Source organism: Amycolatopsis sp. NPDC104863 (genome assembly GCF_055582965.1).
This window is the reverse complement of record NZ_JBVJOW010000001.1, coordinates 547,911-570,499: the sequence shown is the minus strand read 5'-3', so window position 1 is coordinate 570,499 and position 22,589 is coordinate 547,911. Positions and strand designations below refer to the sequence as shown.

Genomic DNA, 22,589 nt, shown 5'->3' with positions numbered 1-22,589 from the left:
CGTGTTCTCATTACCCTAGGTGCCGGACCGGCCCGGCAGCAAGGAGGCGTGTGTGGAACCGACGCGATTCCGCCGCGAGGTCGCGGGCTGGCTCGCGGACAACCTGACCGGCGAGTTCGCGGAACTGCGCGGCCTCGGCGGCCCGGGACGCGAGCACGAAGCGTTCGACCTGCGCCTGGCCTGGGAACGCCACCTCGCCGCCGCGGGCTGGACGTGCGTCGGCTGGCCTCGCGAGTTCGGCGGCCGCGGCCTGTCCCTCGACGAGCAGGTCGCCTTCCACGAGGAGTACGCCGCCTCGGGCGCGCCCGCGCGGGTCAACCACATCGGCGAGCAGCTGCTCGGCCCGACGCTCATCGCGTTCGGCACGCCTGAGCAGCGGAAACGGTTCCTGCCGAAGATCGTCGCCGTCGAAGAGCTCTGGTGCCAGGGCTACTCCGAACCCGGCGCCGGTTCCGATCTGGCCGCCGTCTCGACGTCGGCCGTCCTGCGTGACGGCGCGTGGGTGGTGAACGGCCAGAAGATCTGGACGTCCCTGGCTCATGTGGCGGACTGGTGCTTCGTCGTCGCCCGCACCGAACCCGGGTCGCAACGCCACCACGGCCTGTCGTATCTGCTGGTGCCGCTGCGCCAGGACGGCGTCACCGTGCGGCCGATCCAGCAGCTGACCGGCACCTCGGAGTTCAACGAAGTCTTCTTCGACGACGCCTGCACCTCCGCGGAAATGGTCGTCGGCGAGCCCGGCGACGGCTGGAAGATCGCCATGGCCACGCTCGGCTTCGAGCGCGGCGTCTCGACTCTCGGCCAGCAGATCGGCTTCCGCCGCGAGCTCGACGACATCGTCGCCGAAGCGAAGCGCACCGGCACCTACGACGACCCCCTGCTGCGCACCGACCTCACCCGCGCCCGCATCGGCCTGCGTGTGCTGCGCGCGCACGCGCTGCGGACGCTCGGCCGTCCCGCCGGACCGGAGGTCGCCGTCGGGAAGCTGCTGTGGGCGCAGTGGCACCGCGGGCTCGGCGAGCTGGCGATGCGGGCGCGGGGCGCACGCTCGCTGGTCGCCGCCGGCGCCGAGCTGGACGACGCCCAGCGGCTCTACCTGTTCACCCGCGCGGACACGATCTACGGCGGGTCGGACGAGATCGAGCGGAACATCATCGCCGAGCGGGTGCTCGGCCTGCCGAGGGAGGCACGACCGTGATCCCGCAGTACCCACCCGGCCACGACCTGCTGTCCGGGAAGGTCGTCGTGGTCACCGCCGCCGCGGGCACCGGCATCGGCTCGGCCGTGGCCCGCCGGTGCCTGGAGGAGGGCGCGAGCGTCGTCGTCTCCGACTGGCACGAACGGCGGCTCGGCGAGAAGGCGGCCGAACTGGCCGCGCTTGGCAAGGTGCACGCGATTCCCTGCGACGTCACGGCCGAGGACCAGGTCCAGGCGCTGATCACCGGCGCGGTGGAGCACTTCGGACGCCTCGACGTGATGGTCAACAACGCCGGGCTGGGCGGCACGAAGTCCGTGCTGGACATGGCCGACGACGAGTGGTCGCGGGTCCTCGACATCACGCTCACCGGGACGTTCCGCTGCACCCGCGCGGCGCTGAAGCAGTTCGTCGCCCAGGGCGGCGGCGGGGCGATCGTCAACAACGCGTCGGTGATCGGCTGGCGCGCCCAGGCCGGGCAGGCGCACTACGCCGCCGCGAAAGCCGGAGTCATGGCGCTGACGCGGTGTTCGGCGCTCGACGCCGCCGAGCACGGCGTCCGGATCAACGCCGTCGCGCCGAGCCTGGCCATGCATCCCTTCCTCGCCAAGGTGACCAGCGACGAGCTGCTGGAAGACCTGACCAAACGCGAAGCGTTCGGCCGCGCCGCCGAGCCGTGGGAGGTCGCCAACGTGATGGTCTTCCTCGCCAGCGACTACGCGAGCTACCTCACCGGCGAAGTCGTCTCCGTCAGCAGCCAGCACCCCTAGGAGCCCCCGTGCCCGAAGCCTTCCTCCTCGACGCGGTCCGCACCCCGGTGGGACGCCGCGGCGGCGCGCTGTCCGGCTGGCACTCCGCCGACCTCGCCGCGCACGTCATCCGGGCGGTCGTCGAACGCGCCGGCGTCGACCCGGACCTCGTCGACGACGTCATCCTCGGCTGCACGGACACCCTGGGCCCGCAGTCCGGGAACATCGCGCGAACAGCATGGCTGGCCGCGGGGCTCCCGGACCACGTGCCCGGCGTGACGATCGACCGGCAGTGCGGGTCGAGCCAGCAGGCCGTGCACTTCGCCGCGCAGGCCGTCATGTCCGGCACGCAGGACCTGGTGCTGGCCGGCGGGGTGCAGAACATGAGCCGCATCCCGATCAGCGCGGCGATGCTGGCCGGGCGCGAGTACGGCTTCGACGACCCGTTCTCCGGCTCGAAGGGCTGGCAGGAGCGCTACGGCAGTGTCGAGGTCTCGCAGTTCCGCAGCGCCGACATGATCGCCGCGCACTGGGAGATCAGCCGGTCCGCCATGGAGGAGTACGCGCTGCGCAGTCATCAGCGCGCGCTCGCGGCGATCGACGAAGGCCGCTTCGACGCCGAAATCGTCCCGGTCGACGGCTTCCGGCAGGACGAGGGCCCGCGTCGCGACACGACGCTGGAGCGGATGCGCGGCTTGAAGCCGCTCAGCGAAGGCTCCCGGCTGACGGCGGCGGTGGCCAGCCAGATCTCCGACGGCGCGAGCGCGGCGCTGGTCGCGTCCGACCGCTTCGTCCGCGAGCACAGCCTGACCCCGCGGGCGCGCATCCACCACCTGTCGGTGCGCGCGGCCGACCCGGTGTGGATGCTGACCGGCCCGATCCCGGCGACCGCACAGGCGCTGCGGAAGGCCGGGCTGAGCGTCGAGGACATCGACCTGTTCGAGGTGAACGAGGCGTTCGCGAGTGTGGTCCTGGCCTGGCTGGACGAAACCGGCGCGGACCCCGACCGGGTCAACGTGAACGGGGGCGGGATCGCCCTCGGCCACCCGATCGGGGCCACCGGCACCAAGCTCCTGGCGACGCTCCTGCACGAGCTGGAGCGCCGCGGCGGCCGCTACGGCCTGCAGACGATGTGCGAAGGCGGCGGCACCGCCAACGTCACCATCATCGAGCGGCTCTAGCTCAGCCGAGGGCGCGCAGCTTCGGCAGCACGTCCTCGGAGAACTGGCTCAGGAACCGCTCCTGGTCGTGCCCCGGGCCGTGGAAGACGAGGTGGTTGAGACCCGCGTCCAGGTACGGCTTGATCTGCGCCACGGCCTCGTCCGGGTCGGACGCGACGATCCACCGCTTCGCGACCTGCTCGATCGGCAGCTCGTCGGCCAGCCGTTCCATCTCGTCGGCCGAAGTGACGCTGTGCTTCTGCTCCGCCGACAGCGACAGCGGCGCCCAGAACCGCGTGTTTTCCAGCGCCTTCTCGTGGTCGCGGTCGTAGGACAGCTTGATCTCGATCGTCCGGTCGATCTCCTCGACGGTCTTCTCGGCCGCCTCCGCGCCTTCCTTGACCGCCGGCATCAGCTTCTCGGTGTAGAGGTCCATGCCCTTGCCGGACGTGCAGATGAACCCGTCGCCCGCGCGGCCCGCGTACTTGGCCACCACCGGCCCGCCCGCGGCGATGTACACCGGCACCGGCTGCTCCGGGCGGTCGTAGATGCGCGCGTCGACCAGCTTGTAGTACTCGCCGTCGAAGTTCACGTTGTCGCTGGTCCACAGCTCGCGGATCAGCTTGATCGACTCACGCAGCCGCGCGAAGCGCTCCTTGAACTCCGGCCACTCGCGCCCCGACACGGCGATCTCGTTCAGCGCCTCGCCGGACCCCACGCCGAGGATCACCCGGCCGCCCGACAGCAGCGACATCGTCGCGAACGCCTGGGCGATCACCGCCGGGTTGTACCGGAACGTCGGGGTCAGCACGCTCGTGCCGATCTGCACCCGCTTCGTGCGCTCGGCGACCGCCGGCATCCATGCCAGCGCCCACGGCGCGTGGCCGCCTTCGTGCCGCCACGGCAGGAAGTGATCCGACACCCAGACCGAGTCGAGGCCGGCCTCTTCGGCGCGCACGGCGTATTCGACCAGGTCCCGCGGTCCGAACTGCTCCGCGGAAGCCTTGTAACCGACCTTCAGCGCCACCCTCGCTCATCCTCCCGTTTCCCGGCCGAGGCGGCGAAGGATCTCACCTGCCCCGGCCACTGTGCCCTCGACGATTTCGGCCACCGTGGGCAGGTCGTGGATCATGCCCACCACCTGTCCCGACGCTAGCACTCCCGCGTCCGTCCGGCCGTCGACGAGCCCCGCGCGCAGCAGCATCGGGGTGTTCGCCGCCATGACCAGCTGGCTCCACGTCAGTGCGTTGCCGTGCTTCATCGCCAGGCCTTCTTTGACCATCGCAACCGGGGACAGTCCGGTGATATTCCGGAAGCGGAGCGCGTTTTTCGCCGCCTGCGCCAGCCCGCGCAGCCGGCCGGTGCGCTCCAGCTTGTCGACCAGGTCGGTGCGCAGGACCCGGTGCGGCAGGCCGTCGACGCGCCGGGTGACCACCGTCCCGGTCAGACCCTGCTCGAGGTAGACGCGCTTGACCTCGTCCGGGACGGTGCTCTCCTTGCTGAGCAGGAACCGGGTGCCCATCGCGACACCGGCCGCGCCGTAGGCCAGCGCGGCGGCGAGGCCGCGCCCGTCGAAGAACCCGCCCGCGGCGACGACCGGGATGTCGACGGCGTCCAGCACGCTCGGCAGCAGCAGCGTGGTCGCCACTCCCCCGGTGTGCCCGCCGCCTTCGCCGCCCTGGACGATGACGGCGTCCGCGCCCCAGGCCGCGACCTTCTCGGCGTGCCGGGCGGCCCCGACCGAGGGGATCACGACGATCCCGTGGTCGCGCAGCTTCGCGATCATCTCCTTGCGCGGCGCGAGCGCGAACGACGCGACCTTGACACCCTCGCGGATCAGCAGGTCGACACGGTCGCCGGCGTCGGCCGCGTCGGCGCGCAGGTTGACGCCGAACGGCTTCTCCGTCCGTTTCTTGACCTCCGCGACCGCCGCTTCCAGCTCGGGGTAGGTCATCGTGGCCGACGCCAGGATGCCGAGCGCGCCCGCTTCCGCCGTCGCCGACACCAGCCGCGGCCCGGCGACCCAGCCCATCCCCGTCTGGACGACGGGGTGGTCGATCCCGGCCAGCTCGGTCAGCGCCGTCTTCACGCCGGGACTTCCTTGTCGCGCAGGCCTTTCGGGTCCAGCACTTCGCGGATGATCCGCAGTTCTTCGTCCGTGGGCTCGCGGCTCGTTTCCGCGCCGTCGAAGTCGATCTCGAACGCGGTCGCCGCCGTGACCTCCTCGCGGGTGACGCCGGGGTGCAGCGACACCGCTCGCATCGAGTGCTCCGTCGTGCCGAAGTCGAACACCCCGAGGTTCGAGACGACCCGGTGCACGTCGTGGAACTTCTCGGCCGACGGTCCCGCCTTCGCGGCGTTGTCGTACCCCACGCCGGAAACGACGTCGACGCTGTCCACGAACACGCGCGTGCTGTGCCGGGGAACCCAGTAGCTGGTGCGGTGGTTGACGGTGTTGCCCGGCGCGCCGCGCACCCCGAGCAGCTGCTTTTTCGGCTGGGCGTGGTCGCCGATGGCGGAGATGTTCTGGTTGCCGTACCGGTCGACCTGGTTGGCGCCCATCACGACGTGCCGCCGTCCGTGCGGGACGATCGTGTCGAGCATCTTGCGGAACGGTTGCCAGCCCTCGACTTCCCCGTCGGTCGTGACCAGAAACGCCTCGCCGTCGGACATGAGCAGGTCGGGCTCGAAGGTCAGCCGCGCGAGCTTCGCGCCCAGCTGCGGGACCAGGCCCATCGGGCTGACGACGATCTCGCCGTCGCCGCGGAACAGCTCGGCCACCGCCACGACGGCGATCTCGGCCCGGGTCGCGCTCATGCCGCCTCCGCCTCGAACTTGTCCACTTCGGACAGATAACGCTTCTCGTCCCCGGACAGGAACCGGTCGGCGAACCCCGGCCACGCCTCGGGATCCTTCGCACAGGCGGCGTAGTGCCGCTGGAACCGCTCGTCGCGGCCGTAGTCCGGCACCGCCGTGGTGAAGTGCGCGCCGCGCGGCGCCTCGACGACACCGTCCACGCTGCCGCGGTTGAGCAGCAGCGACTGCACCGGCCCGCCCGCCATCAGCTCGGGCGTGTCGACGACTTTTTCGACCGAGACGAACCGCTTCGCCGCGGCCAGGCAGAACAGGTCGTCGAAGTACGGGTCCGGGCCGAGGTACTGGGCGTTGCCGCGGGCGTCGGCGCGGTTGAGGTGCACCAGCGCGACGTCCAGGTGCTGTGCGGGCACCGCGACCAGCTCCTCGCCGTCGGCGTAGGGCGACCGGACGGTCCGCAGGTCCGGGTTGGCCCGCATCACCTCCGAGCCGAGCCCGGCCCGCATCGGCAGGAACGGAAGCCGTTGCGCCGCTGCGGAAAGCGCCGCGCCGAACATGCCCTCGTCGTACTCGGTGACGGCGATCGCGCCGGTCTCGCGGGCGCGGCCGAACCACGGGTCGTACGGGATCGAGTCGAGCGTGACGAACCCGAACACGACCCGTTTCACCTTCCCGGCCGCGCACAGCAGGCCGACGTCGGGACCGCCGTAGGAGACCACGGTCAGGTCCTTCACGGGCGTGCGCAGGAGCGCGCGGACCAGCGCCATCGGCTTGCGCCGGGAGCCCCAGCCGCCGATGCCGATCGTCATGCCGTCGCGGATCTCCGCCACGGCGTCGTCGGCGGTCGTGCGCTTATCGGCCATTCAAGAACTCCTCGCGGGCTTCGTCGGACGCGCCGAGCAGGTTGAGCTCGAAGGTGAAGCCCTGCTCGAAGCGGTAGCTGCGGTGCACCTGCTGGGTGTCGATGCCGTTCAGGGCCTCCTTCGCGGCCCGGATCACCCTCGGGTCCTTCTTCGCGATGTCGCGAGCGACGGCCATGGCCGCGTCGTCGAGCCCGGCACGCGGCACGACCTCGTAGACCGAGCCGTGGGCGTGCAGCTCGGCGGCGGTGATGCGCCGGGCCGTGAAGTAGAGCGTGCGCATGAGGTGCTGCGGCACCAGCCGCGCCAGGTGTGTGGCGGCCCCGAGCGCCCCGCGTTCGACTTCCGGCACACCGAAGGTGGCGTCGTCGGAAGCGATGACGACATCGGCGTTGCCGACCAGGCCGATGCCGCCGCCGAGGCAGAACCCGTGCACCGCCGCGACCACCGGCACCGCGCAGTCGTAGACCGCGCCGAAAGCGGCGTAACAGCCTTTGTTCGCGCCGACGAGCGCGTCGTACCCGGCGCTGCGCTGGATCTCCTTGATGTCGACGCCGGCGTTGAAGCCCCGGCCTTCCGCGCGGAGCACGACGACGTGGACGTCCTGGTCGTCACCGGCCTTCTTGAGCGCGTCGGCCAGGTCGAACCACCCCTGCACGGGCAGCGCGTTGACCGGCGGGTAGTCGACGGTGATCACTTCGACGTGGCCGTCGCGCTTGGTGAGGATGCCCATCAGCTCGCTCCGTAGACGGGTTCGGGCTCGGGCGCGCGCTCGAGCAGGTCCTTCACGACCGGGCCGAGCTCGGCGGGGTCCCAGCGACCGCCCTTGTCGACGGCCGGGCCGCGCCGCCAGCTCTCCGCCACGGAGACCTTGCCGCCCTCGACCTCGAAGACGCGGCCGGTGACGTGCGCGGACTCTTCGCTGCCCAGCCAGACGACCAGCGGCGAGACGTTTTCCGGCGCCATCGCGTCGAAGCCCTCGTCGGGCCGCGCCATCGACGCGAACACCGCCTCGGTCATCCGGGTCCGCGCGGCCGGCGCGATCGCGTTGACGGTGATGCCGTACCGCGCCAGCTCGGCCGCCGCCACGACGGTGAGCCCGGCGATCCCCGCCTTCGCCGCCGAGTAGTTGCCCTGGCCGACGCTGCCCAGCAGCCCGGCGCCCGAGCTCGTGTTGATGACGCGCGCGCTCGGCGTCCGCCCGGCTTTGGCTTCGGCGCGCCAATGTTCGGCGGCGTGCCGCAGGGGCGCGAAGTGTCCCTTCAGGTGGACGCGGACCACCGCGTCCCACTCGTCCTCGCCGAGGTTGACCAGCATCCGGTCCCGGACGAAGCCCGCGTTGTTGACCAGCACGTCGAGGCGGCCGAAGTTCCCAAGCGCCGTCTCGATCAGGTCTTTCGCCCCGGCCCAGTCGGCGATGTCGTCGGTGTTCGACACGGCTTTCCCGCCCAGCGCCTCGATCTCGGCGACAACTCCGGCGGCCGCGTCCCCGTCCACGTCGTTCACCACGACCGGCGCGCCTTCGGCGGCGAAGGCGAGCGCGTGGGCCCGCCCGATGCCGCGGCCGGCGCCGGTCACCACGACCACGCGGTCCTGGCACAACCTGCTCACGAATCCTCCTCGTGGTTGACGTCGGCCGCGGCGAGGAACGCCGGGACCTCCCCGCCGCCGTGGACGCGCAGGGTGGCGCCGGAGACGTAGGAGGCGAGGCCGGAGGCGAGGAACGCGGCGCAGGCGCCGACCTCCTCGGGCTCGGCGAGGCGGCCCAGCGGCACGGTCTTGCCGACCGCCTCGATCGCGGCCTCGCCGCCGTAGTGCAGGTGGGCCTGCTCGGTGCGCACCATGCCGACGTCCAGGGCGTTGACCCGCACCTTGGGCGCCCACTCGACGGCGAGGCTGGCGGTGAGGTTGTCGAGCCCGGCCTTGGCGGCGCCGTAGGCGGCGGTCCCCGGCGACGCGCGGGTCCCGCTGACGCTGGAGATCATGACGATGGAGCCACCGCCGTCCTGGCGCTGCATGACGGCGTTGGCTTTTTGGGAGACCAGCAGCGGGGCGAGCAGGTTCAGCTGGACGATCTTCTCGTGCAGCCGCGGCGACGCCTCCGCGGCGGGCGCATACGGGGCGCCGCCGGCGTTGTTGACCACGACGTCGAGGCGGCCGTGGCGTTCGACGATCCCGGCGATCAGGGCGGCGACCTGGGCTTCGTCGCGCACGTCGCACCGGACGAACTCGGCGTCGGTGGGGGTTTCGTGCCGGGCGCAGGTGACGACGTGGGCGCCGTGGGCGAGGAAGACGTCGGTGATGCCCCGGCCCACGCCGCGGACGCCGCCGGTGACGAGCACTACGGCGCCGGTCAAGCCCAGATCGGTCTGCACAGCTCAAAACTAGAACACGTTCTCACTTTGGGCAAGGTGCCCACGCTGCAGGTGCGCGATACGGACTAGAACCCACTATCGAAGCTTGGGCAAGGAGACCACTTCAGCCGAACGGCTCGTCGCCACCGAGCCGCGGCGCCGGACCGGACTTGCCGAACGCACTGGCAACCCCGTCGTCCCCGAACGGCAGCTACCCCGAGGACGTCAGTCGCCCTTCGCGGCGTCGTACCTCGCGTTGGCTTCCACAACCTCAGGCATCTGCCCCTCAACATCCTCGATGAGCGACAGCAGCAGCGCCGCAGTCCGGCGGCCGCGCGGGGTCAAGCTGTACTCGACCTTCGGCGGGATCGTCGGCTGGGCCTCGCGGTGCACAAAACCATCGCGCTCAAGGGCCTGCAGGGTCTGGGCGAGCATCTTCTCGCTCACGCCCGACACGCGGCGGCGCAGGGCGTTGAAGCGGAGCGTGCCGTCGTGGAGGGCGGCCATCGCGAGGATCCCCCACCGGCCGGTGATGTGCTCGAGCGTCGCGCGGGAGGTGCAGGCCTGCGCGAAGACGTCGAACATCACCTGCCCGTGCTCGTCCAGCCACTCCGGCGCCTCGCTCATGGGTCAACGGTACCTCGCGACCCCGGGAAACCCAGGTGAGGATGCTCACTAGAAGTTTGCACTTTCTCAAAGTTAGTACACTCTGTGGGTAAGCATTCCAGGAGCGAGGAGAAGCAGATGATCGTGGTCACCGGCGCCACCGGCCAGCTCGGCCGCCTGGTCGTGGAAGGCCTGCTGAAGAAGGTCCCGGCCGCCGAGGTCGTCGCGGCCGTGCGCGACCCGGAGAAGGCCGGCGAGTTCGCCGCGCGCGGGGTGCAGGTGCGGCGTGCCGACTACGACGACCCGGCGAGCCTGGCCGCGGCCTTCGCCGGCGCGGACAAGGTGCTGCTGATCTCCAGCAGCACTCCCGGCCAGCGGCTCGCGCAGCACGAAGCCGTCGTCACGGCCGCTCGCGAAGCCGGCGTGCGGCACCTCGCGTACACGAGCGTCCTGTTCGCCGACACGACGAAGCTGTTCGTCGCGCCGGACCACAAGGCCACCGAGGAGGTCATCCGCGCGTCCGGCCTGCCGTTCACCTTCCTGCGCAACGGCTGGTACACCGAGAACTACGCGCAGACGATCAGCCAGGCCCTCGCGGTCGGCTCCTTCGCCGGCGCCGCGGGTGACGGCCGGCTGGGCGCCGTCCCGCGGGCCGACTTCGCGGAAGCGGCCGTCGAGGTCCTGACCGGCGAAGGACACGAGGGCCGGGTGTACGAGCTGGCCGGCGACGAGCCGTTCGGGTACGCCGACCTCGCCGCCGCGGTGACGGCCGCGGCGGGCACCGAGGTCACCTACCAGGACCTGCCGGTCGAGCAGTACCGCAAGGTCCTGGTCGGCGCCGGCTTGCCGGAGCCGGTCGCGGCGATGCTGGCCGACGCCGACCGCGGCATCGCGGCCGGCGAGCTGTCCTCGACGTCGGGCGACCTGAGCCGGCTCATCGGCCGGCCGACGACACCCCTGGCCGAGGCCGTCACCGCGTTCGTCAGCAGTTCGACGGCGCCGGCGCCCCGCTGAACCGCTTGACGATCCACTGGTGCGCGTCCGCGTTCCCGGCGAGGATGCCGGTCGCGTGGTCGGAGACGTACGTCTGCCACTGCTCACGGACACCCGCCGCGCAGTAGGTCCGGTGCAGCGTCTCCGCCTGTGGCGTGTTGACGATCTCGTCGGTGCTCGCGTGGTACTGGAACACCGGCACCCGCGGCGGGCTGGCGCCGAGCTTGTTCTGCGCCAGCCGCGCCTGCCATTGCGGCGTGCTCAGCGGGTTCGTCGTGGTGTAGTCACTGATCTTCTTGAACGAGTAGTTCAGCAACAGCTCGGCGACGCAGGCGTTCTTCTTCGCGTCGCCGAGCTGCTGCCGTCCGGTCGCGTTCAGGAACGAATCCAGCTTCAGGTCCGGGTACGCGGCATCGAGCCCCACCGCGGCGAAGGCCAGGAACCCGAACCCGACGTACCCGTCGAGTCCCTTGGCGACTTCGGTCAGGTCGGCCGGGACACCGCCGGCGACCACGCCGACGACGTTCAGCTCGGGCGCATACGTGGGCTGCTTCTCCCCCGCCCACATCGATCCGCCGCCACCCTGCGAGTACCCCTGGAAGATCACCTTCGCCGACTTCGCCAGCCGCGCCGACGGCAGGTTCTGCGCCGCCCGCACCGAGTCGATCACGGCCGGGCCCATGGACTGGCCGGTGATGTAGGTCGGCACCGTCGTCGGCGAGTAACCCTCGTAGTCGGTCACCGCGACCGCGTACCCGCTGGACAGCGAGTCGTTGATCGCCGGCTGGTCGTAGAGCGTGCCGCGTTCCATCGCCTTCGACGCCGTGCACTTGAACGCCGGGCCCTGCGTGCCCACCGCGTACCCGACGATCGGCGCCGCGGCCGGGTCCTTGCCCTTCGGCACCAGGACCGTCCCGGTCACCGCGTCCGGGCGGCCCTGCGCGTTGGTCGAGAGGTACATGACCTGCCACGCGTCGGCGTTGGCGGCGTTCAGCAGCGGCACCGACGGGCGCCAGCGCAGGACGTCACCGGGTTTCCCGGCCGGCAGCGGTGACGGCGGTGTGTAGAACGAGTCGTCGAACGGACCGGGCAGGATCGGGGCCGCCGCCGCGCCGGCGGGCGGGCTCGCGGCCACCACTCCCAACGCCGCCAGCGAGACGCCGAGGAGCGCCGACAGCACGCGTCGCAAGGGGACAGACTTCACCACAACCTCCATCGGGGAAAGAGCTCTGTCATTCAAAGGAAGGCTCAGGCGGGAAGGCCGAGCGCGCCGGCCAGGACCGGCCACGAGTTGTGCAGGGCCCGCTGCCAGTACGGCCAGCTGTGCGTGCCCGGCCCGTAGTAGTCGACGGTCGCCGGGATGCCGGCCTGCCGCAGCTTGTCGGTGAAGCTCTGCGAAGACAGCAGCGCCGACGGCTCCAGCACGTCGCTCTGCCCGGGCGGGTCGAGCGGCCCGGTCTGGCCGTTGCCGCAGGAGAGGTAGAGCGCCGTGCCACGCAGGTCCTGGACGTGGTCGTAGGGGTTGTGCGACGACCAGATCGGCTGCATCCCGAAGGAGTCACCCCAGAGGTTCAGGTAGTTGAAGATCCCGGCACGGGCCAGGATGCCGCCGATCCAGACCGGGATCCCCGGGAAGAGCGTGTTCGGCACCCCGCTGTAGGACGCCGCCGCGCCGAACATCCCCTTGTGCTGGAAGGCGTACGCGAGCGCGCCGTACCCCCCGATCGACAGCCCGGCGATCGCCCGGCGGGTGCCGCCGTGGTACCCGCGCTCGACGATCTGGCGGACCTCCGCGGTGTGGAAGGTGTCCCAGTCGGGTTTGCTCGACAGCCCGAAGTTCCACCACTTCGTGTACATCCCGGCCGGGCCGTCGGTCGGCATGACGACCAGCGCGTCCTTCGTCGCGGTGAACGCCTTCACGTCGGTGAACTGGTCCCACGACTTGTAGTCGACGGGTTCGCAGCAGCCGTGCAGCAGGAACAGCACCGGCCAGGTCCGCGTGGGCTGCGTGGCCCAGCCGCTCGGCACGATCAGCCGGACCATCCCGGTGGTGCCGAGGGCGGGTGAGTCGATCTTCAGGTCGACGGTCCGGGCGTCGAGCCAGGTCTCCTGGACGACCTTCGCGCCGTCGTCGGCCACGGCGGGGCTCGCCTGGGCGGCGGTGACACCACTGGCCAGCAGGACCACGACGGCCAGCATCAGCAGGGTGGCTCTCATCGAAGTCTCCTTCACAGGGGGATGTTTCCGTGTTTCCTGGCCGGCAGGGTCTGCCGTTTGGTGCGCAACGTCCGCAGGGCGCGGGCCACCAGCAGGCGCGTCTGCGACGGCGTGACGACCTGGTCGACGTACCCGCGTTCGGCCGCCAGGTACGGGCCGGCGTGGCGCTTGCGGTACTCCTCGGTGAGCCGCCGGTGCGCGGCGGTGCGCCGCTCGGGCGGCAGCTCCGCCAGCTCCCGCCGGTAGAGCACCTGCACCGCGCCCTCCGCGCCCATCACCGCGATCTCCGCCGTGGGCCAGGCCATGGTGACGTCGGCACCGAGGTGCTTGGAGCCCATCACGGCGTACCCGCCGCCGTAGGCCTTGCGGACGACCACGGTCACCTTCGGCACCGTCGCCTCGGAGTAGGCGTAGATCAGCTTGGCGCCGCGGCGGATGATCCCGCCGCGCTCCTGGTCCGTGCCCGGCAGGTAACCCGGGACGTCGGCGAGGGTGAGCAGCGGGATGTTGAACGCGTCGCAGAAGCGCACGAACCGGGCCGCCTTTTCGGACGCGTTGATGTCGATCACGCCGGCCTGGTGCCGCGGCTGGTTCGCCACCACCCCGACCGTGCGGCCCTGGACCCGGCCGAACGCGCAGATCATGTTGGGCGCGAAGCCGCTGTGCACCTCGGTGTACTCGCCGTCGTCGACCAACCGGACGATCAGCTCGGCCATGTCGTAGGTCTGGTTCGGCGAATCGGGCACCAGCCGGTCGAGATCGAGGTCGGCCGGGCTGACGGTGGCGCTGGTGTCGTCGGCGTACTCAGGGCCGGCGTCGAGGTTGTTCGACGGCAGGTACCCGAGCAGGGTCTGCACCCACTCGATTGCGTCCTCTTCGTCGGCCGCCCGGTGGTGGGCGTTGCCGGCGACCTCGCTCTGGACGGCCGCACCGCCGAGCTCCTGCGCGGTGACCCGCTCGCCGGTGACGGCGTGCACGACGTCCGGGCCGGTGACGAACATGTGCGAAGTTCCCTCGACCATCACGGTGAAGTCGGTGATCGCCGGCGCGTAGACCGCGCCGCCGGCACACGGGCCCATGATCATCGAGATCTGCGGGACCACGCCGGACGCGTGCGCGTTGCGCCGGCCAAGCTCGGCGTAGTACGCCAGCGACACAACGCCTTCCTGGATGCGCGCGCCGCCCGAGTCGTTGATCCCGACGACCGGGCAGCCGATGCTCATGGCCAGGTCCATCACCTTGAGGACCTTCTCGCCGGAGACCTCGCCCATGCTGCCGCCGAAGACGCTGAAGTCCTGCGAGAACACGCAGATCTGCCGCCCGTCGACGGTCCCGTGCCCGGTGACGACGCCGTCGCCCCACGGCCGGTTGGCGTCCATCCCGAACTCCGCGCACCGGTGCCGCGCGAACTGGTCCAGCTCGACGAACGACCCGGGATCGAGCAGCAGCCCGATCCGTTCCCGCGCGGTCAGCTTGCCCTTGGCGTGCTGCCGGTCGACGGCCCGCTTCTCGGCGATCCGGACGACTTCGTCCTGCCGCGCCGCGAGGTCGGCGATCCGGAAGGCCGTGGTCGGCCTGAGCTCGTCCATCAGCGCACCCCCACTTCGAGTCTCTCCGCCAGCGCTCCGGTCAGCTCCGCCACGTGGGGCGGGTCGATCATCGAGACGTGGTCGCCGGGCACCCGCACGACCTCGAGGCCGGCGCAGTGCTCGTCCCAGCCGAGGGCCGGGTCGGTGCGCAGGTAGCGCGGGTCGAGCGCGGTCGTCAGCGGGTGCGGGTCCCGCGCCCGCAGCAGCAGCACCCGGCCGTCGTAGCGGACCGGCGTGTAGCGTTCGGCGACCCGGGCGTCCACATAGGACTCGTACTGGTGCCGCAGCACGCCCGGCCCCAGGTCCGGCACCTGCGCGGCCAGCCGGTCCATCACCCAGCGGATCTGGGCGTCCTCGTCCAGCCGCGCGAGCTCCTCGCGTGGAACTGCGAACGGCACGCCGTAGGTGCGCGAGACGTGCTCGGCGAACCGGTCGAAGCGGTCGAGCAGCAGCTCCCCCACCGGTTTCCCGGGCGCGGGCAGCGGCAGGATGGTGTCGATCAGGAACACCAGCTCGACCGGCTCGCCCGCCGCCGTCAGCACCCGCGCCGTCTCGTAGGCGAGGCAGCCGCCGAACGACCAGCCGCCCAGCCGGTACGGCCCGTGCGGCTGGATCTCCCGGATCAGCTCGGTGTAACAGGCCGCCTTGGCTTCGACGGTGTCTTCGTCGTCGATCCGCTCGAACCCGTACACCGGCTGGCCTTCGGGGAGCAGCCGGACGAGCTCGCGGTAGACGCTCGTCGGCCCGCCGGCCGGGTGGAACAGGAACACCGGCTCGCCGACGCCGTCGCGCAGCAGCCGAACCGGGCCGTCGCCGTGGCCTTCCAGCTCGGCCCGCAGCAGGTCGGCGAGCGCGGCGACCGTCGGTGTGGCGAACAGCCGGTCCACGGCGGGCACTGCGCCGAGCTGCTCGGCGAACACCTCGCGCAGCCGCTGTGCGCGTCCGGGATCCCCGCCCACGGTGAAGAAGTCGTCGTGCACCCCGGGTTCCGGACCACCCAGCTCGGCCTGCCAGTGGCGGGCGACCCAGCGCTCGGCCGGGTCGCGCGGCCCCGCTCCCCCGGGCTCGGCCGGGTCCGACGTCCCGAAACCGGCCTGCTCGGCGAGGTGACCGGCCAGCTCGGCCAGGCTCGCCCCGCGCAGCAGCAACGGGATCGGCAGCGGCAGCCCGAAGTCGCGTTCGACCGCGCCCCTCGCCCGCATCGCCGACAGCGAGTCGAGCCCGAGCCGGGTCAGCGGCACGTTCCGGTCGACCTCGGCGTAGCCCAGCAGGCCCGCGACGAGCTCGGCCAGGTGGTCGGCCATCGCGGCCCGCGCGGCTTCCTTCGACCTGGCACGCAGGGACTCCAGACCGTCCCAAGTGGACTCCGCGGGCTCCGGTGTGAAGAGGGCGAAGAACGGCCGTTCGGCCAGCCGCGGGAACAGCTCCAGCACCGTCTCGGCGGCCACCCGGGCAACCCCGGTCGCCGCGCGGTCGCGTGCCAGGACGGCGTCGAGGGCGGAGAGCGCTTCCTCCGTGCCGAGCGGTTCGAGGACCGGGTTGCGCGACCCGGCCGCGGCGCCGATCTCACCCCAGGCACCCCACTCGATCGTCGCCGCCGGGAGTCCTTGGGCCCGGCGCCAGGTGACCAGCGCGTCGGTCCACGCGTTCGCGGTGGCGTACGCGGCCTGGCCCGGCGAACCGAACAACGCGGCCGCGGACGAATAGACCAGCCACCAGTCGAGATCGTGCCCGGCGGTCGCTTCGTGCAGCCGCCAGGCGCCGAGCGCCTTCGGCCGCCAGACGGCTTGGAGCGCGGCCGCGTCCAGCGTGATCGCCGCGCCGTCGGCCAGCACACCGGCCGCGTGCAGCACTCCGCGCAACGGCACACCGCCGTCGGTGGCGGCCGCGACCAGCGCCTCGGCCGTGCCGGGGTCGGCGACGTCCCCGGCCACCACCCGGACGTCGACACCCAGGTCGTCCAGGTCCGGGTCGGCGGGGTGGCGGCTGCAGAGCACCAAGCGCGTCGCCCCACGGCCGGCCAGCCACTTCGCCGCGGCCAGCCCGAGGCCGCCGAGCCCGCCGGTGATGACGTAGGCGCCGTCGCGGACCGGCTCGCGCAGCGGGTCGCCGAGCTCCGGGCGGACCAGTCGCCGGGTGTGACGGATGCCTTCGCGCCAGGCGACTTCGTCGTCCGGGCCGTCCGCGGAGACCTCGTCCCGCAGCTGGCTCTCCCAGAGCCGGGCCGGGTCCGGTTCGCCGTCGAAGTCGACCTGGCTCACGCGGAGCTCGGGGTGTTCGAAGGCGAGCACGCGCACCAGCCCACGCACCGCCGCCAGGCCGGGGTCGCCGCGCTCGCCGGGTTCGATGCTCTGCGCACCCGCGGTGACCAGCCACAACCGCGGCGGCGCCGGGAGTTCGGCCAGCTCGGCGGTGATTCCGGACAGCGTCGCGACCAGCCGCGCGGCACGGGCCGGATCCGGCCCGGTCGCCCCGCCGAGCAGCGCGACCACCGCAGCCGGTTTCTTCTCGCGGAGCTGCTTCGCGAGTGCGGCACGGTCTTCGAGGCCTTCGTCATCGAGCATGATCCAGTTCGGCTCGTGCCCGGCCGCGGGCAGATCGGCCGGCTGCCAGGTCGCTTCGAACAGCAGCCGGGCCAGAGCCGCGTCCCGGAACCGGCGGCAGTAGACGTCCCGGAACTCCACCAGGACGGCGTCCCCGGCGTCGACCAGCTGGACACTGCCGAGCAGGCCGTCCCCGGAGGGATCAACCGAGCCGAGGACGGCGTCGACCCGCACCCCCTTGCGCGGATCCCCGGCGACGACCACCTCGCCCACGGTGAGCGGCAGGTAGAGCGCGTCCGCCTGGCCGACGGCCGCGGCCAGGGCGTGCAGGCAGGCGTCGGCGAGCGCGGGGTGCAGCACGTAGGCGGGATGGTCGGCCTCCGGCAGCACGATCGCCGCCGACGCGCGTCCGGGAGCGGCGGTCACCCGGCGCAGGCCGCGGAAGGCCGGGCCGTAGGACTGGCCCAGGTCGGCCAGCACGCGGTAGAGGTCGACGGGCTCCCCGGTGACCGCGCCGAACGGCGCCGACGGTGTGCCGCCGCTGCCGAGGCGGGCGGTGGCGTGCCGGACCCACTCGCCGTGGGCGGACTTGGCGTGCACGCTCAGCTCGGCGCCGGTGCGGGTGGTCGTCACCTCGGTGTGCTCGGCCAGCGGGAGGACCTCGCGCAGCTCGAGGTCACGGACGTGCCCGCCGGCGGCGAGCGCCAGTTCGAGGAAGCCGGTGGCCGGGAAGACGGGCGTGCCCTGGACGGTGTGGTCGGCCAGCCAGGGCAGCACGGCCGTGCCGACGTCGGCGCGCCAGAGGTGGGTGCTTCCGCCGGGTTGTTCGATGTGGACACCCAGCAGCGGGTGGCCGCCGCCGGTGCGCGGGGTGCGTCGCGGCCAGAACCGTTCGTGGCGCCAGACCGGACCGGGCAGCTCGACGACCGGCGTCCGCGGGCGGCCGGCGAGGTCCGCTCGACCTTGGACGTACAGCCGGGCGAGACTGGTGAGGAAGGCGACCCGTTCGTCGACCCGGCGACTGGCCGAGGGCAGGCACGGTTCCCCGGTGGTCTGCTCGATCGCGGCGGCGGCCACCGGGTGCGGCGAGACTTCGACGAACACCCGGTGCCCATCGGCCGCGGCGGCTTCGAGGGCCTGGCTGAACCGCACCGGACGGCGCAGGTTCGCCGCCCAGTACTCGACATCGAAGGCCGGTGTCTCGCGGGGATCGTCGAGAACGCTGGTGTAGCAGGGGATCTCCGGCTTCCCGGCGATCAGGCCCGCGAGGGTGTCGCGGAACCGCCCGAGCACGGCATCGACGGCGACGGAGTGCCCGGCCCCGCCGACCGGCAGCCGCCGGGCGAGCCTGCCGAGGCGTTCGGCGTGGTCGACGAGAGCGTCAACCTGGGCGGCGGCGCCACTGACGGTGCACTGGGTCGGAGACGCGTAGACGGCGACGCTGACCTCGGGGAACTTCGCCAGCTCGGCGCGGGAAAGCTCGACGACGGCCATCGCGCCATCACCACCTTGGTCGAGTTCGGCGAGCAGGCGGGCCCGGGTGGTCATGACGCGCAGGCCGTTCCGGACATCGAGCGCCCCGGCAACAACGGCGGCGGCGACTTCGCCCATGGAGTGCCCGAGCACGGCAGCGGGGGTGATCCCGTGGGCGCGCCAGAGTCCGGCGAGGGCGAGTTGCATGCCGAAGAGGGCCAGCTGGGTTTTGGCGAGGTCGGTTCTTTCTTGGGTGAGGAGGTCGTGGAGGGAGGTGCCGGTTTCGGTTCGGAAGACGGGGTCGAGCGATTCGACTTGAGTGCGGAAGGCGGGTTCGGAGTGGAGGAGGTGGTGGCCCATGCCGTCCCATTGGGAGCCGTAGCCGGAGAAGACGAAGACGACACCGGGATCGGCGACCGCGGCGCGAAGTTCCACCCGCCCGGCCACATCACGAATGTCCGCGACCACACCACCACCGGCCGCCAGTTCCCTCAGCGCGCTGACCACTTCCCCGCGGCCCTCACCGATCACCGCGCCGCGCACCGGCAGGTGCTCCCGCCGGTGAGCCAGCGTCGAGGCCACCGCCCCGAGGGGCACCTCCCGCGTCTCCACCCAGTCCGCCAGCTCCCCCGCTCGCGCCCGCAACGCCTCCGCCGACCGGGCCGAGAGCGCGAACACCTGCGGACCATCCACATCAGACCGCACCGGGAACGAAGCCGCCGGCCACTCCTCCAGCACCACATGCGCGTTCGTCCCGCCGAACCCGAACGCCGACACCCCCGCCCGCGCCACACCCGAATACCGCGGCCACTCCGCCGCCTCGTCGACCACCCGCAACCCACCGAAATCGATGTGCGGGTTCGGCGACCGGAAATGCAAGCTCGCCGGCAGCCGCCGGTTCAGCATGGCCAGCACCACCTTGACCAGCCCGGTGATCCCGGCCGCGCCTTCGAGGTGGCCGAGGTTGCTCTTCACCGAACCGACCAGCAACGGCCGCTCGGGTGGACGCCCGCTCCCGAGCACCGCCGTCAGCGCGCCCGCTTCGAGCGGGTCGCCCAGTGGCGTCCCTGTTCCGTGCGCCTCGATGTAGTCCACTGAGGACGGTTCGACGCCCGCCGCCGCGTAGGCGTCGCGTAGCAGGGCCGCCTGAGCTTCCGGGTTGGGCGCCGTCAGGCCGTTGGACCGGCCGTCGGAGTTCACCGCGCTGCCGCGGATCACCGCCAGCACCCGGTCGCCCGCCCGCCGCGCCGCCCGTAGCGGCTTGAGCACCACCACCCCACAGCCCTCACCTCGGACGATGCCGTCCGCGGCGGCGTCGAACGGCTTGCAGTGGCCGTCCGCGGCGAGCACCCCGGCGCGGTGGAAGCCCGCCGTGATGCCGGGTGACAGCAGCACGTTCACCCCGGCGGCGAGCGCGGTCTCGCTCTCGCCGAGCCGCAGGCTCTGCACCGCCTGGTGCACGGCCACCAGCGACGACGAGCACGCCGTGTCGAGCGTGAGGCTGGGTCCGCGCAGGTCGAGCAGGTACGAAAGCCGGTTCGCGGTGATGCTCGCCGCCGCGCCCGGGCCGGACCAGACGTCGACCCCCGCGACGTCGGTCATCGTCAGCGAGCCGTACTCGGTCGCCGACAGCCCGACGAACACCCCGGTCCGGCTCCCCCGCAGGCTCGACGGCGGGATCCCGGCGTGCTCCAGCGCCGCCCAGGCGACCTCCAGGACGATCCGCTGCTGCGGGTCCATCGCCTCGGCCTCACGCGGGGTGATGCCGAAGAACGCGGCGTCGAACCCGGCGACGTCCGCGAGGAAACCCCCGCGCGGCGGCACATCGGCGAAGTCCTCGGCGGGCGCGAACGTCTCCCAACGCCCCTCCGGGACGTCGCCGATGCCGTCACCGCCGGCGTCGAGGAACCGCCAGAAGGCTTCCGGGGAGTCGATTCCGCCCGGCAGGCGGCAGCCGAGGCCGACGATCGCGATCGGTTCCCCTTCCGTCACAGGCAAAGCCGCCACCGAAGGTGAATCCACAGTGGACAGATGAGCCGCGAGCGCGTTGATCGTCGGGTACTGCCAGACCAGCGTCACCGGCAGCGGGCGGCCCAGCACGTCGCCGAGGTCGGCGGCGAGGCTCGTCGCGTCCCTCGAGGACAGTCCCGTCTCGCTCAGGGGACGGTCGGGGTCCACCGCGCCGACCCGGGCGGCGAGCCAGGCGCGGATCTCACCGGCGTTCATCCCAGCCGCCGCGTGGCCAGCGAACCGTCCAGATAGGACTCCCGGCACCGCGCCCGGCTGATCTTGCCGCTCGACGTGCGCGGAACTTCGCCGGGCGGCAGGAAAACGACGTCGTGCAGCCGCAGGCCGTGCCCAGCCGACACCGCCGAGCGCAGCACGGCGGCCGCTTCGGTGACATCGGCATCGCTGTCCTTGGCCCGTTCCAGCACGACGACCGCGGTCTCCCCGTCGGTGCCGTCGATCGCGAACACCGCGGCCGAATGCGGGCGCACGGCGGGGTTCTCCTCCACGGTCTGCTCGACGTCCTGCGGGTAGTGGTTGCGCCCGTCGACGACCACGAGGTCCTTCAGCCGGCCGGTCACGAACAGCTCGCCGTCGACCACCACACCGAGGTCGCCGGTCGCCAGCCAGCCCGTCCCGGTGTCCGGGTCGAGCGGCGGCAGGCCGAACGTGGCCGCCGACGCGTCGGGCCGGCCCCAGTACCCGCGGCCGACGTTCGGGCCGCTGACCCGGATCTCGCCGACCTCGCCCGGCTTGACCTCCGAACCGGTCTCGAGGTCGGTGACGCGGACACGCTGGCCGACCGGGCGGCCGCACGAGACGAGCGTGGTCGCGGACGCGCCCGGGGCGGCCGGCTCGGCGAACCCGGCGGCCAGCCGGGCCCGGTCGAACGTGGCCTGCCGCGCCGGTTTCCCGGCGCCGGTAACAGAAACGAAGACGGTGGCTTCGGCCAGGCCGTAGGACGACCGGTGCGCCTCGGGCCGCAACCCGCACTCTTCGAAGGCGGCCTGGAACTTCGCGATCGTCGAGGGCAGCACCGGCTCACTGCCGTTGATCAGCGACACGACCCGGCTCAGGTCCAGATAGCTCTTCTCAGCCTCGGTGACGCGGGAAGCGCTGTAGGCGTAGGCGAAGTTGGGCGCGGCACTGATCGCGCCGGGACTCGCGGAAAGCGCACGCAGCCACCGCGAGGGCCGTTCGAGGAACGCCAGCGGGTCCAGCAGGAGCGACGCCATGCCGCTGGCCATCGGCGCGCCGATGCCGAGGATCAGGCCCATGTCGTGGAACAGCGGCAGCCAGCTGACCGTGGAGGTCGTCCGCGCTTCGGCGCCGTACGCGGCGCACGCCTGACGAGCGTTCGCGAGCACGTTGCGGTGGGTCAGCACAACCCCGGCGGGCGAGCGCGTGGACCCCGATGTGTACTGCAGGTACGCCGGCGCGTCGGGGTCCGGCCGGGACCAGTCGTGCGGCGGGACCGGAGCCAGTGCGTCGACGGTGACCACCGCCGGGCCGCCGGTGAACGCGCGCACGACGTCGATCTCGTCGGTCGTGGTCAGCACGACCCGCGGGGTGCAGTCCGCGAGTGCCGCGGTCAGCCGGCCCGCGTGCCCGGGCAGGCCGGGCGCGAACAGCGGCACCGCGACGAGGCCCGCCCGGAGCGCGCCGAGGAACCCGATGACATAGTCCGCCGACTGCCCGGCGAGCACCGCCGCGCGCTCCCCCGGCGCGGCGATTTCGCTCAACCGCGCGGCAACCGCGTCGACGCGCGCGTCGAGTTGACGCCACGTGAGCGTGTTCGCCCGGCCGTCCGCGGACGTGCGGTGGTCCAGGTGGGTCAGCGCGACCTCGTCGCCGAGGACCTGTGCCCAATGGCTCAACAGGGTTGCGAACGATTCGGCGTCGCCGTCCGTTTCCCCGGTGACGGGAAGCGGCTCGGAAATGGTTTCCATGGTCCCTCGCAGATAGCGTTTACCGGCGCAGTGAAGAGGTTTCCGGCGGACGTTGTCAATCAGGCGATCTCGGATGCTCA

17 protein-coding genes are annotated in these 22,589 nt (G+C 72.1%); 4 read left to right on the top strand and 13 right to left on the bottom strand.

Annotated features, from left to right (window positions below; genetic code table 11):
* Positions 1 to 52 precede the first annotated feature (52 nt).
* Genes ACZ63J_RS02685 through ACZ63J_RS02675 form a run of 3 tightly spaced genes read left to right on the top strand, consistent with a single transcriptional unit; the run spans position 53 to position 3,125 of the window.
* Entirely contained in the window at positions 53 to 1,198 is a 1,146-nt protein-coding gene (locus tag ACZ63J_RS02685; protein ID WP_465404742.1) for an acyl-CoA dehydrogenase family protein, read from the top strand.
* Positions 1,195 to 1,965 (top strand): SDR family oxidoreductase, encoded by a 771-nt coding sequence (locus ACZ63J_RS02680; protein WP_465312268.1) that lies wholly within the window; start codon positions 1,195 to 1,197, stop codon positions 1,963 to 1,965. The genes ACZ63J_RS02685 and ACZ63J_RS02680 overlap by 4 nt, the downstream gene beginning before the upstream one ends.
* An 8-nt stretch (positions 1,966 to 1,973) precedes the next feature.
* Entirely contained in the window at positions 1,974 to 3,125 is a 1,152-nt protein-coding gene (locus ACZ63J_RS02675) for an acetyl-CoA C-acetyltransferase (RefSeq protein WP_465404740.1), read from the top strand.
* A gap of 1 nt (position 3,126) precedes the next feature.
* On the opposite strand, the gene fgd is transcribed toward ACZ63J_RS02675, so the two are convergent.
* From fgd to ACZ63J_RS02635, 8 genes are all read right to left on the bottom strand, one after another.
* Positions 3,127 to 4,131: a glucose-6-phosphate dehydrogenase (coenzyme-F420) gene (gene fgd / locus ACZ63J_RS02670; protein ID WP_465404738.1), complete on the bottom strand. Its 1,005-nt coding sequence runs from the start codon at positions 4,129 to 4,131 to the stop codon at positions 3,127 to 3,129.
* A 6-nt stretch (positions 4,132 to 4,137) separates the two neighbouring features.
* Positions 4,138 to 5,193, bottom strand: a complete 1,056-nt coding sequence (locus ACZ63J_RS02665; RefSeq protein WP_465404736.1) for an NAD(P)H-dependent flavin oxidoreductase — start codon at positions 5,191 to 5,193, stop codon at positions 4,138 to 4,140.
* Positions 5,190 to 5,921, bottom strand: coding sequence for a CoA-transferase subunit beta (locus tag ACZ63J_RS02660; RefSeq protein WP_465404734.1), 732 nt, complete (start codon positions 5,919 to 5,921; stop codon positions 5,190 to 5,192). The genes ACZ63J_RS02665 and ACZ63J_RS02660 overlap by 4 nt, the downstream gene beginning before the upstream one ends.
* Positions 5,918 to 6,781: a CoA transferase subunit A gene (locus ACZ63J_RS02655; protein WP_465404732.1), complete on the bottom strand. Its 864-nt coding sequence runs from the start codon at positions 6,779 to 6,781 to the stop codon at positions 5,918 to 5,920. The genes ACZ63J_RS02660 and ACZ63J_RS02655 overlap by 4 nt, the downstream gene beginning before the upstream one ends.
* Positions 6,771 to 7,511: an enoyl-CoA hydratase family protein gene (locus tag ACZ63J_RS02650; RefSeq protein ID WP_465339336.1), complete on the bottom strand. Its 741-nt coding sequence runs from the start codon at positions 7,509 to 7,511 to the stop codon at positions 6,771 to 6,773. The genes ACZ63J_RS02655 and ACZ63J_RS02650 overlap by 11 nt, the downstream gene beginning before the upstream one ends.
* Positions 7,511 to 8,389: an SDR family oxidoreductase gene (locus ACZ63J_RS02645; protein WP_465404730.1), complete on the bottom strand. Its 879-nt coding sequence runs from the start codon at positions 8,387 to 8,389 to the stop codon at positions 7,511 to 7,513. The genes ACZ63J_RS02650 and ACZ63J_RS02645 overlap by 1 nt, the downstream gene beginning before the upstream one ends.
* On the bottom strand, positions 8,386 to 9,153 hold the full coding sequence (locus ACZ63J_RS02640) for an SDR family oxidoreductase (protein WP_465404728.1): 768 nt from the start codon (positions 9,151 to 9,153) through the stop codon (positions 8,386 to 8,388). The genes ACZ63J_RS02645 and ACZ63J_RS02640 overlap by 4 nt, the downstream gene beginning before the upstream one ends.
* A gap of 204 nt (positions 9,154 to 9,357) precedes the next feature.
* Positions 9,358 to 9,759 (bottom strand): winged helix-turn-helix transcriptional regulator, encoded by a 402-nt coding sequence (locus ACZ63J_RS02635; protein WP_465404726.1) that lies wholly within the window; start codon positions 9,757 to 9,759, stop codon positions 9,358 to 9,360.
* A 117-nt stretch (positions 9,760 to 9,876) separates the two neighbouring features.
* On the opposite strand from ACZ63J_RS02635, the gene ACZ63J_RS02630 reads away from it, so the two are divergent.
* A complete protein-coding gene (locus ACZ63J_RS02630; protein WP_465404724.1) occupies positions 9,877 to 10,752 on the top strand; it encodes an SDR family oxidoreductase in 876 nt (291 codons plus the stop codon).
* On the opposite strand, the gene ACZ63J_RS02625 is transcribed toward ACZ63J_RS02630, so the two are convergent.
* Genes ACZ63J_RS02625 through ACZ63J_RS02605 form a run of 5 tightly spaced genes read right to left on the bottom strand, consistent with a single transcriptional unit; the run spans position 10,721 to position 22,509 of the window.
* Complete coding sequence (locus tag ACZ63J_RS02625; RefSeq protein ID WP_465404722.1) at positions 10,721 to 11,935, bottom strand: lipase family protein; 1,215 nt, start codon at positions 11,933 to 11,935, stop codon at positions 10,721 to 10,723. The two genes, ACZ63J_RS02630 and ACZ63J_RS02625, sit on opposite strands and share 32 nt — an antisense overlap.
* A 44-nt stretch (positions 11,936 to 11,979) precedes the next feature.
* Positions 11,980 to 12,948 (bottom strand): alpha/beta hydrolase, encoded by a 969-nt coding sequence (locus ACZ63J_RS02620; protein WP_465404720.1) that lies wholly within the window; start codon positions 12,946 to 12,948, stop codon positions 11,980 to 11,982.
* Positions 12,949 to 12,959: 11 nt separating this feature from the next.
* A complete protein-coding gene (locus ACZ63J_RS02615) occupies positions 12,960 to 14,537 on the bottom strand; it encodes an acyl-CoA carboxylase subunit beta (protein WP_465404718.1) in 1,578 nt (525 codons plus the stop codon).
* Positions 14,537 to 20,779, bottom strand: a complete 6,243-nt coding sequence (locus ACZ63J_RS02610) for an SDR family NAD(P)-dependent oxidoreductase (RefSeq protein ID WP_465404716.1) — start codon at positions 20,777 to 20,779, stop codon at positions 14,537 to 14,539. The genes ACZ63J_RS02615 and ACZ63J_RS02610 overlap by 1 nt, the downstream gene beginning before the upstream one ends.
* The gene (locus tag ACZ63J_RS02605; RefSeq protein ID WP_465404714.1) at positions 20,776 to 22,509 is read right to left on the bottom strand and encodes a fatty acyl-AMP ligase; all 1,734 of its coding nucleotides are present in this window, start codon (positions 22,507 to 22,509) and stop codon (positions 20,776 to 20,778) included. Before ACZ63J_RS02605 ends, ACZ63J_RS02610 begins: the two co-directional genes overlap by 4 nt.
* Positions 22,510 to 22,589 lie beyond the last annotated feature (80 nt).

Coding starts and splice junctions, on each gene's coding strand:
- ACZ63J_RS02605 (WP_465404714.1), bottom strand. CDS start 22,509: ATGGAAACCATTTCCGAGCCGCTTCCCGTCACCGGGGAAACGGACGGC.
- ACZ63J_RS02610 (WP_465404716.1), bottom strand. CDS start 20,779: ATGAACGCCGGTGAGATCCGCGCCTGGCTCGCCGCCCGGGTCGGCGCG.
- ACZ63J_RS02630 (WP_465404724.1), top strand. CDS start 9,877: ATGATCGTGGTCACCGGCGCCACCGGCCAGCTCGGCCGCCTGGTCGTG.
- ACZ63J_RS02650 (WP_465339336.1), bottom strand. CDS start 7,511: ATGGGCATCCTCACCAAGCGCGACGGCCACGTCGAAGTGATCACCGTC.
- ACZ63J_RS02655 (WP_465404732.1), bottom strand. CDS start 6,781: ATGGCCGATAAGCGCACGACCGCCGACGACGCCGTGGCGGAGATCCGC.
- ACZ63J_RS02620 (WP_465404720.1), bottom strand. CDS start 12,948: ATGAGAGCCACCCTGCTGATGCTGGCCGTCGTGGTCCTGCTGGCCAGT.
- ACZ63J_RS02615 (WP_465404718.1), bottom strand. CDS start 14,537: ATGGACGAGCTCAGGCCGACCACGGCCTTCCGGATCGCCGACCTCGCG.
- ACZ63J_RS02635 (WP_465404726.1), bottom strand. CDS start 9,759: ATGAGCGAGGCGCCGGAGTGGCTGGACGAGCACGGGCAGGTGATGTTC.
- ACZ63J_RS02660 (WP_465404734.1), bottom strand. CDS start 5,921: ATGAGCGCGACCCGGGCCGAGATCGCCGTCGTGGCGGTGGCCGAGCTG.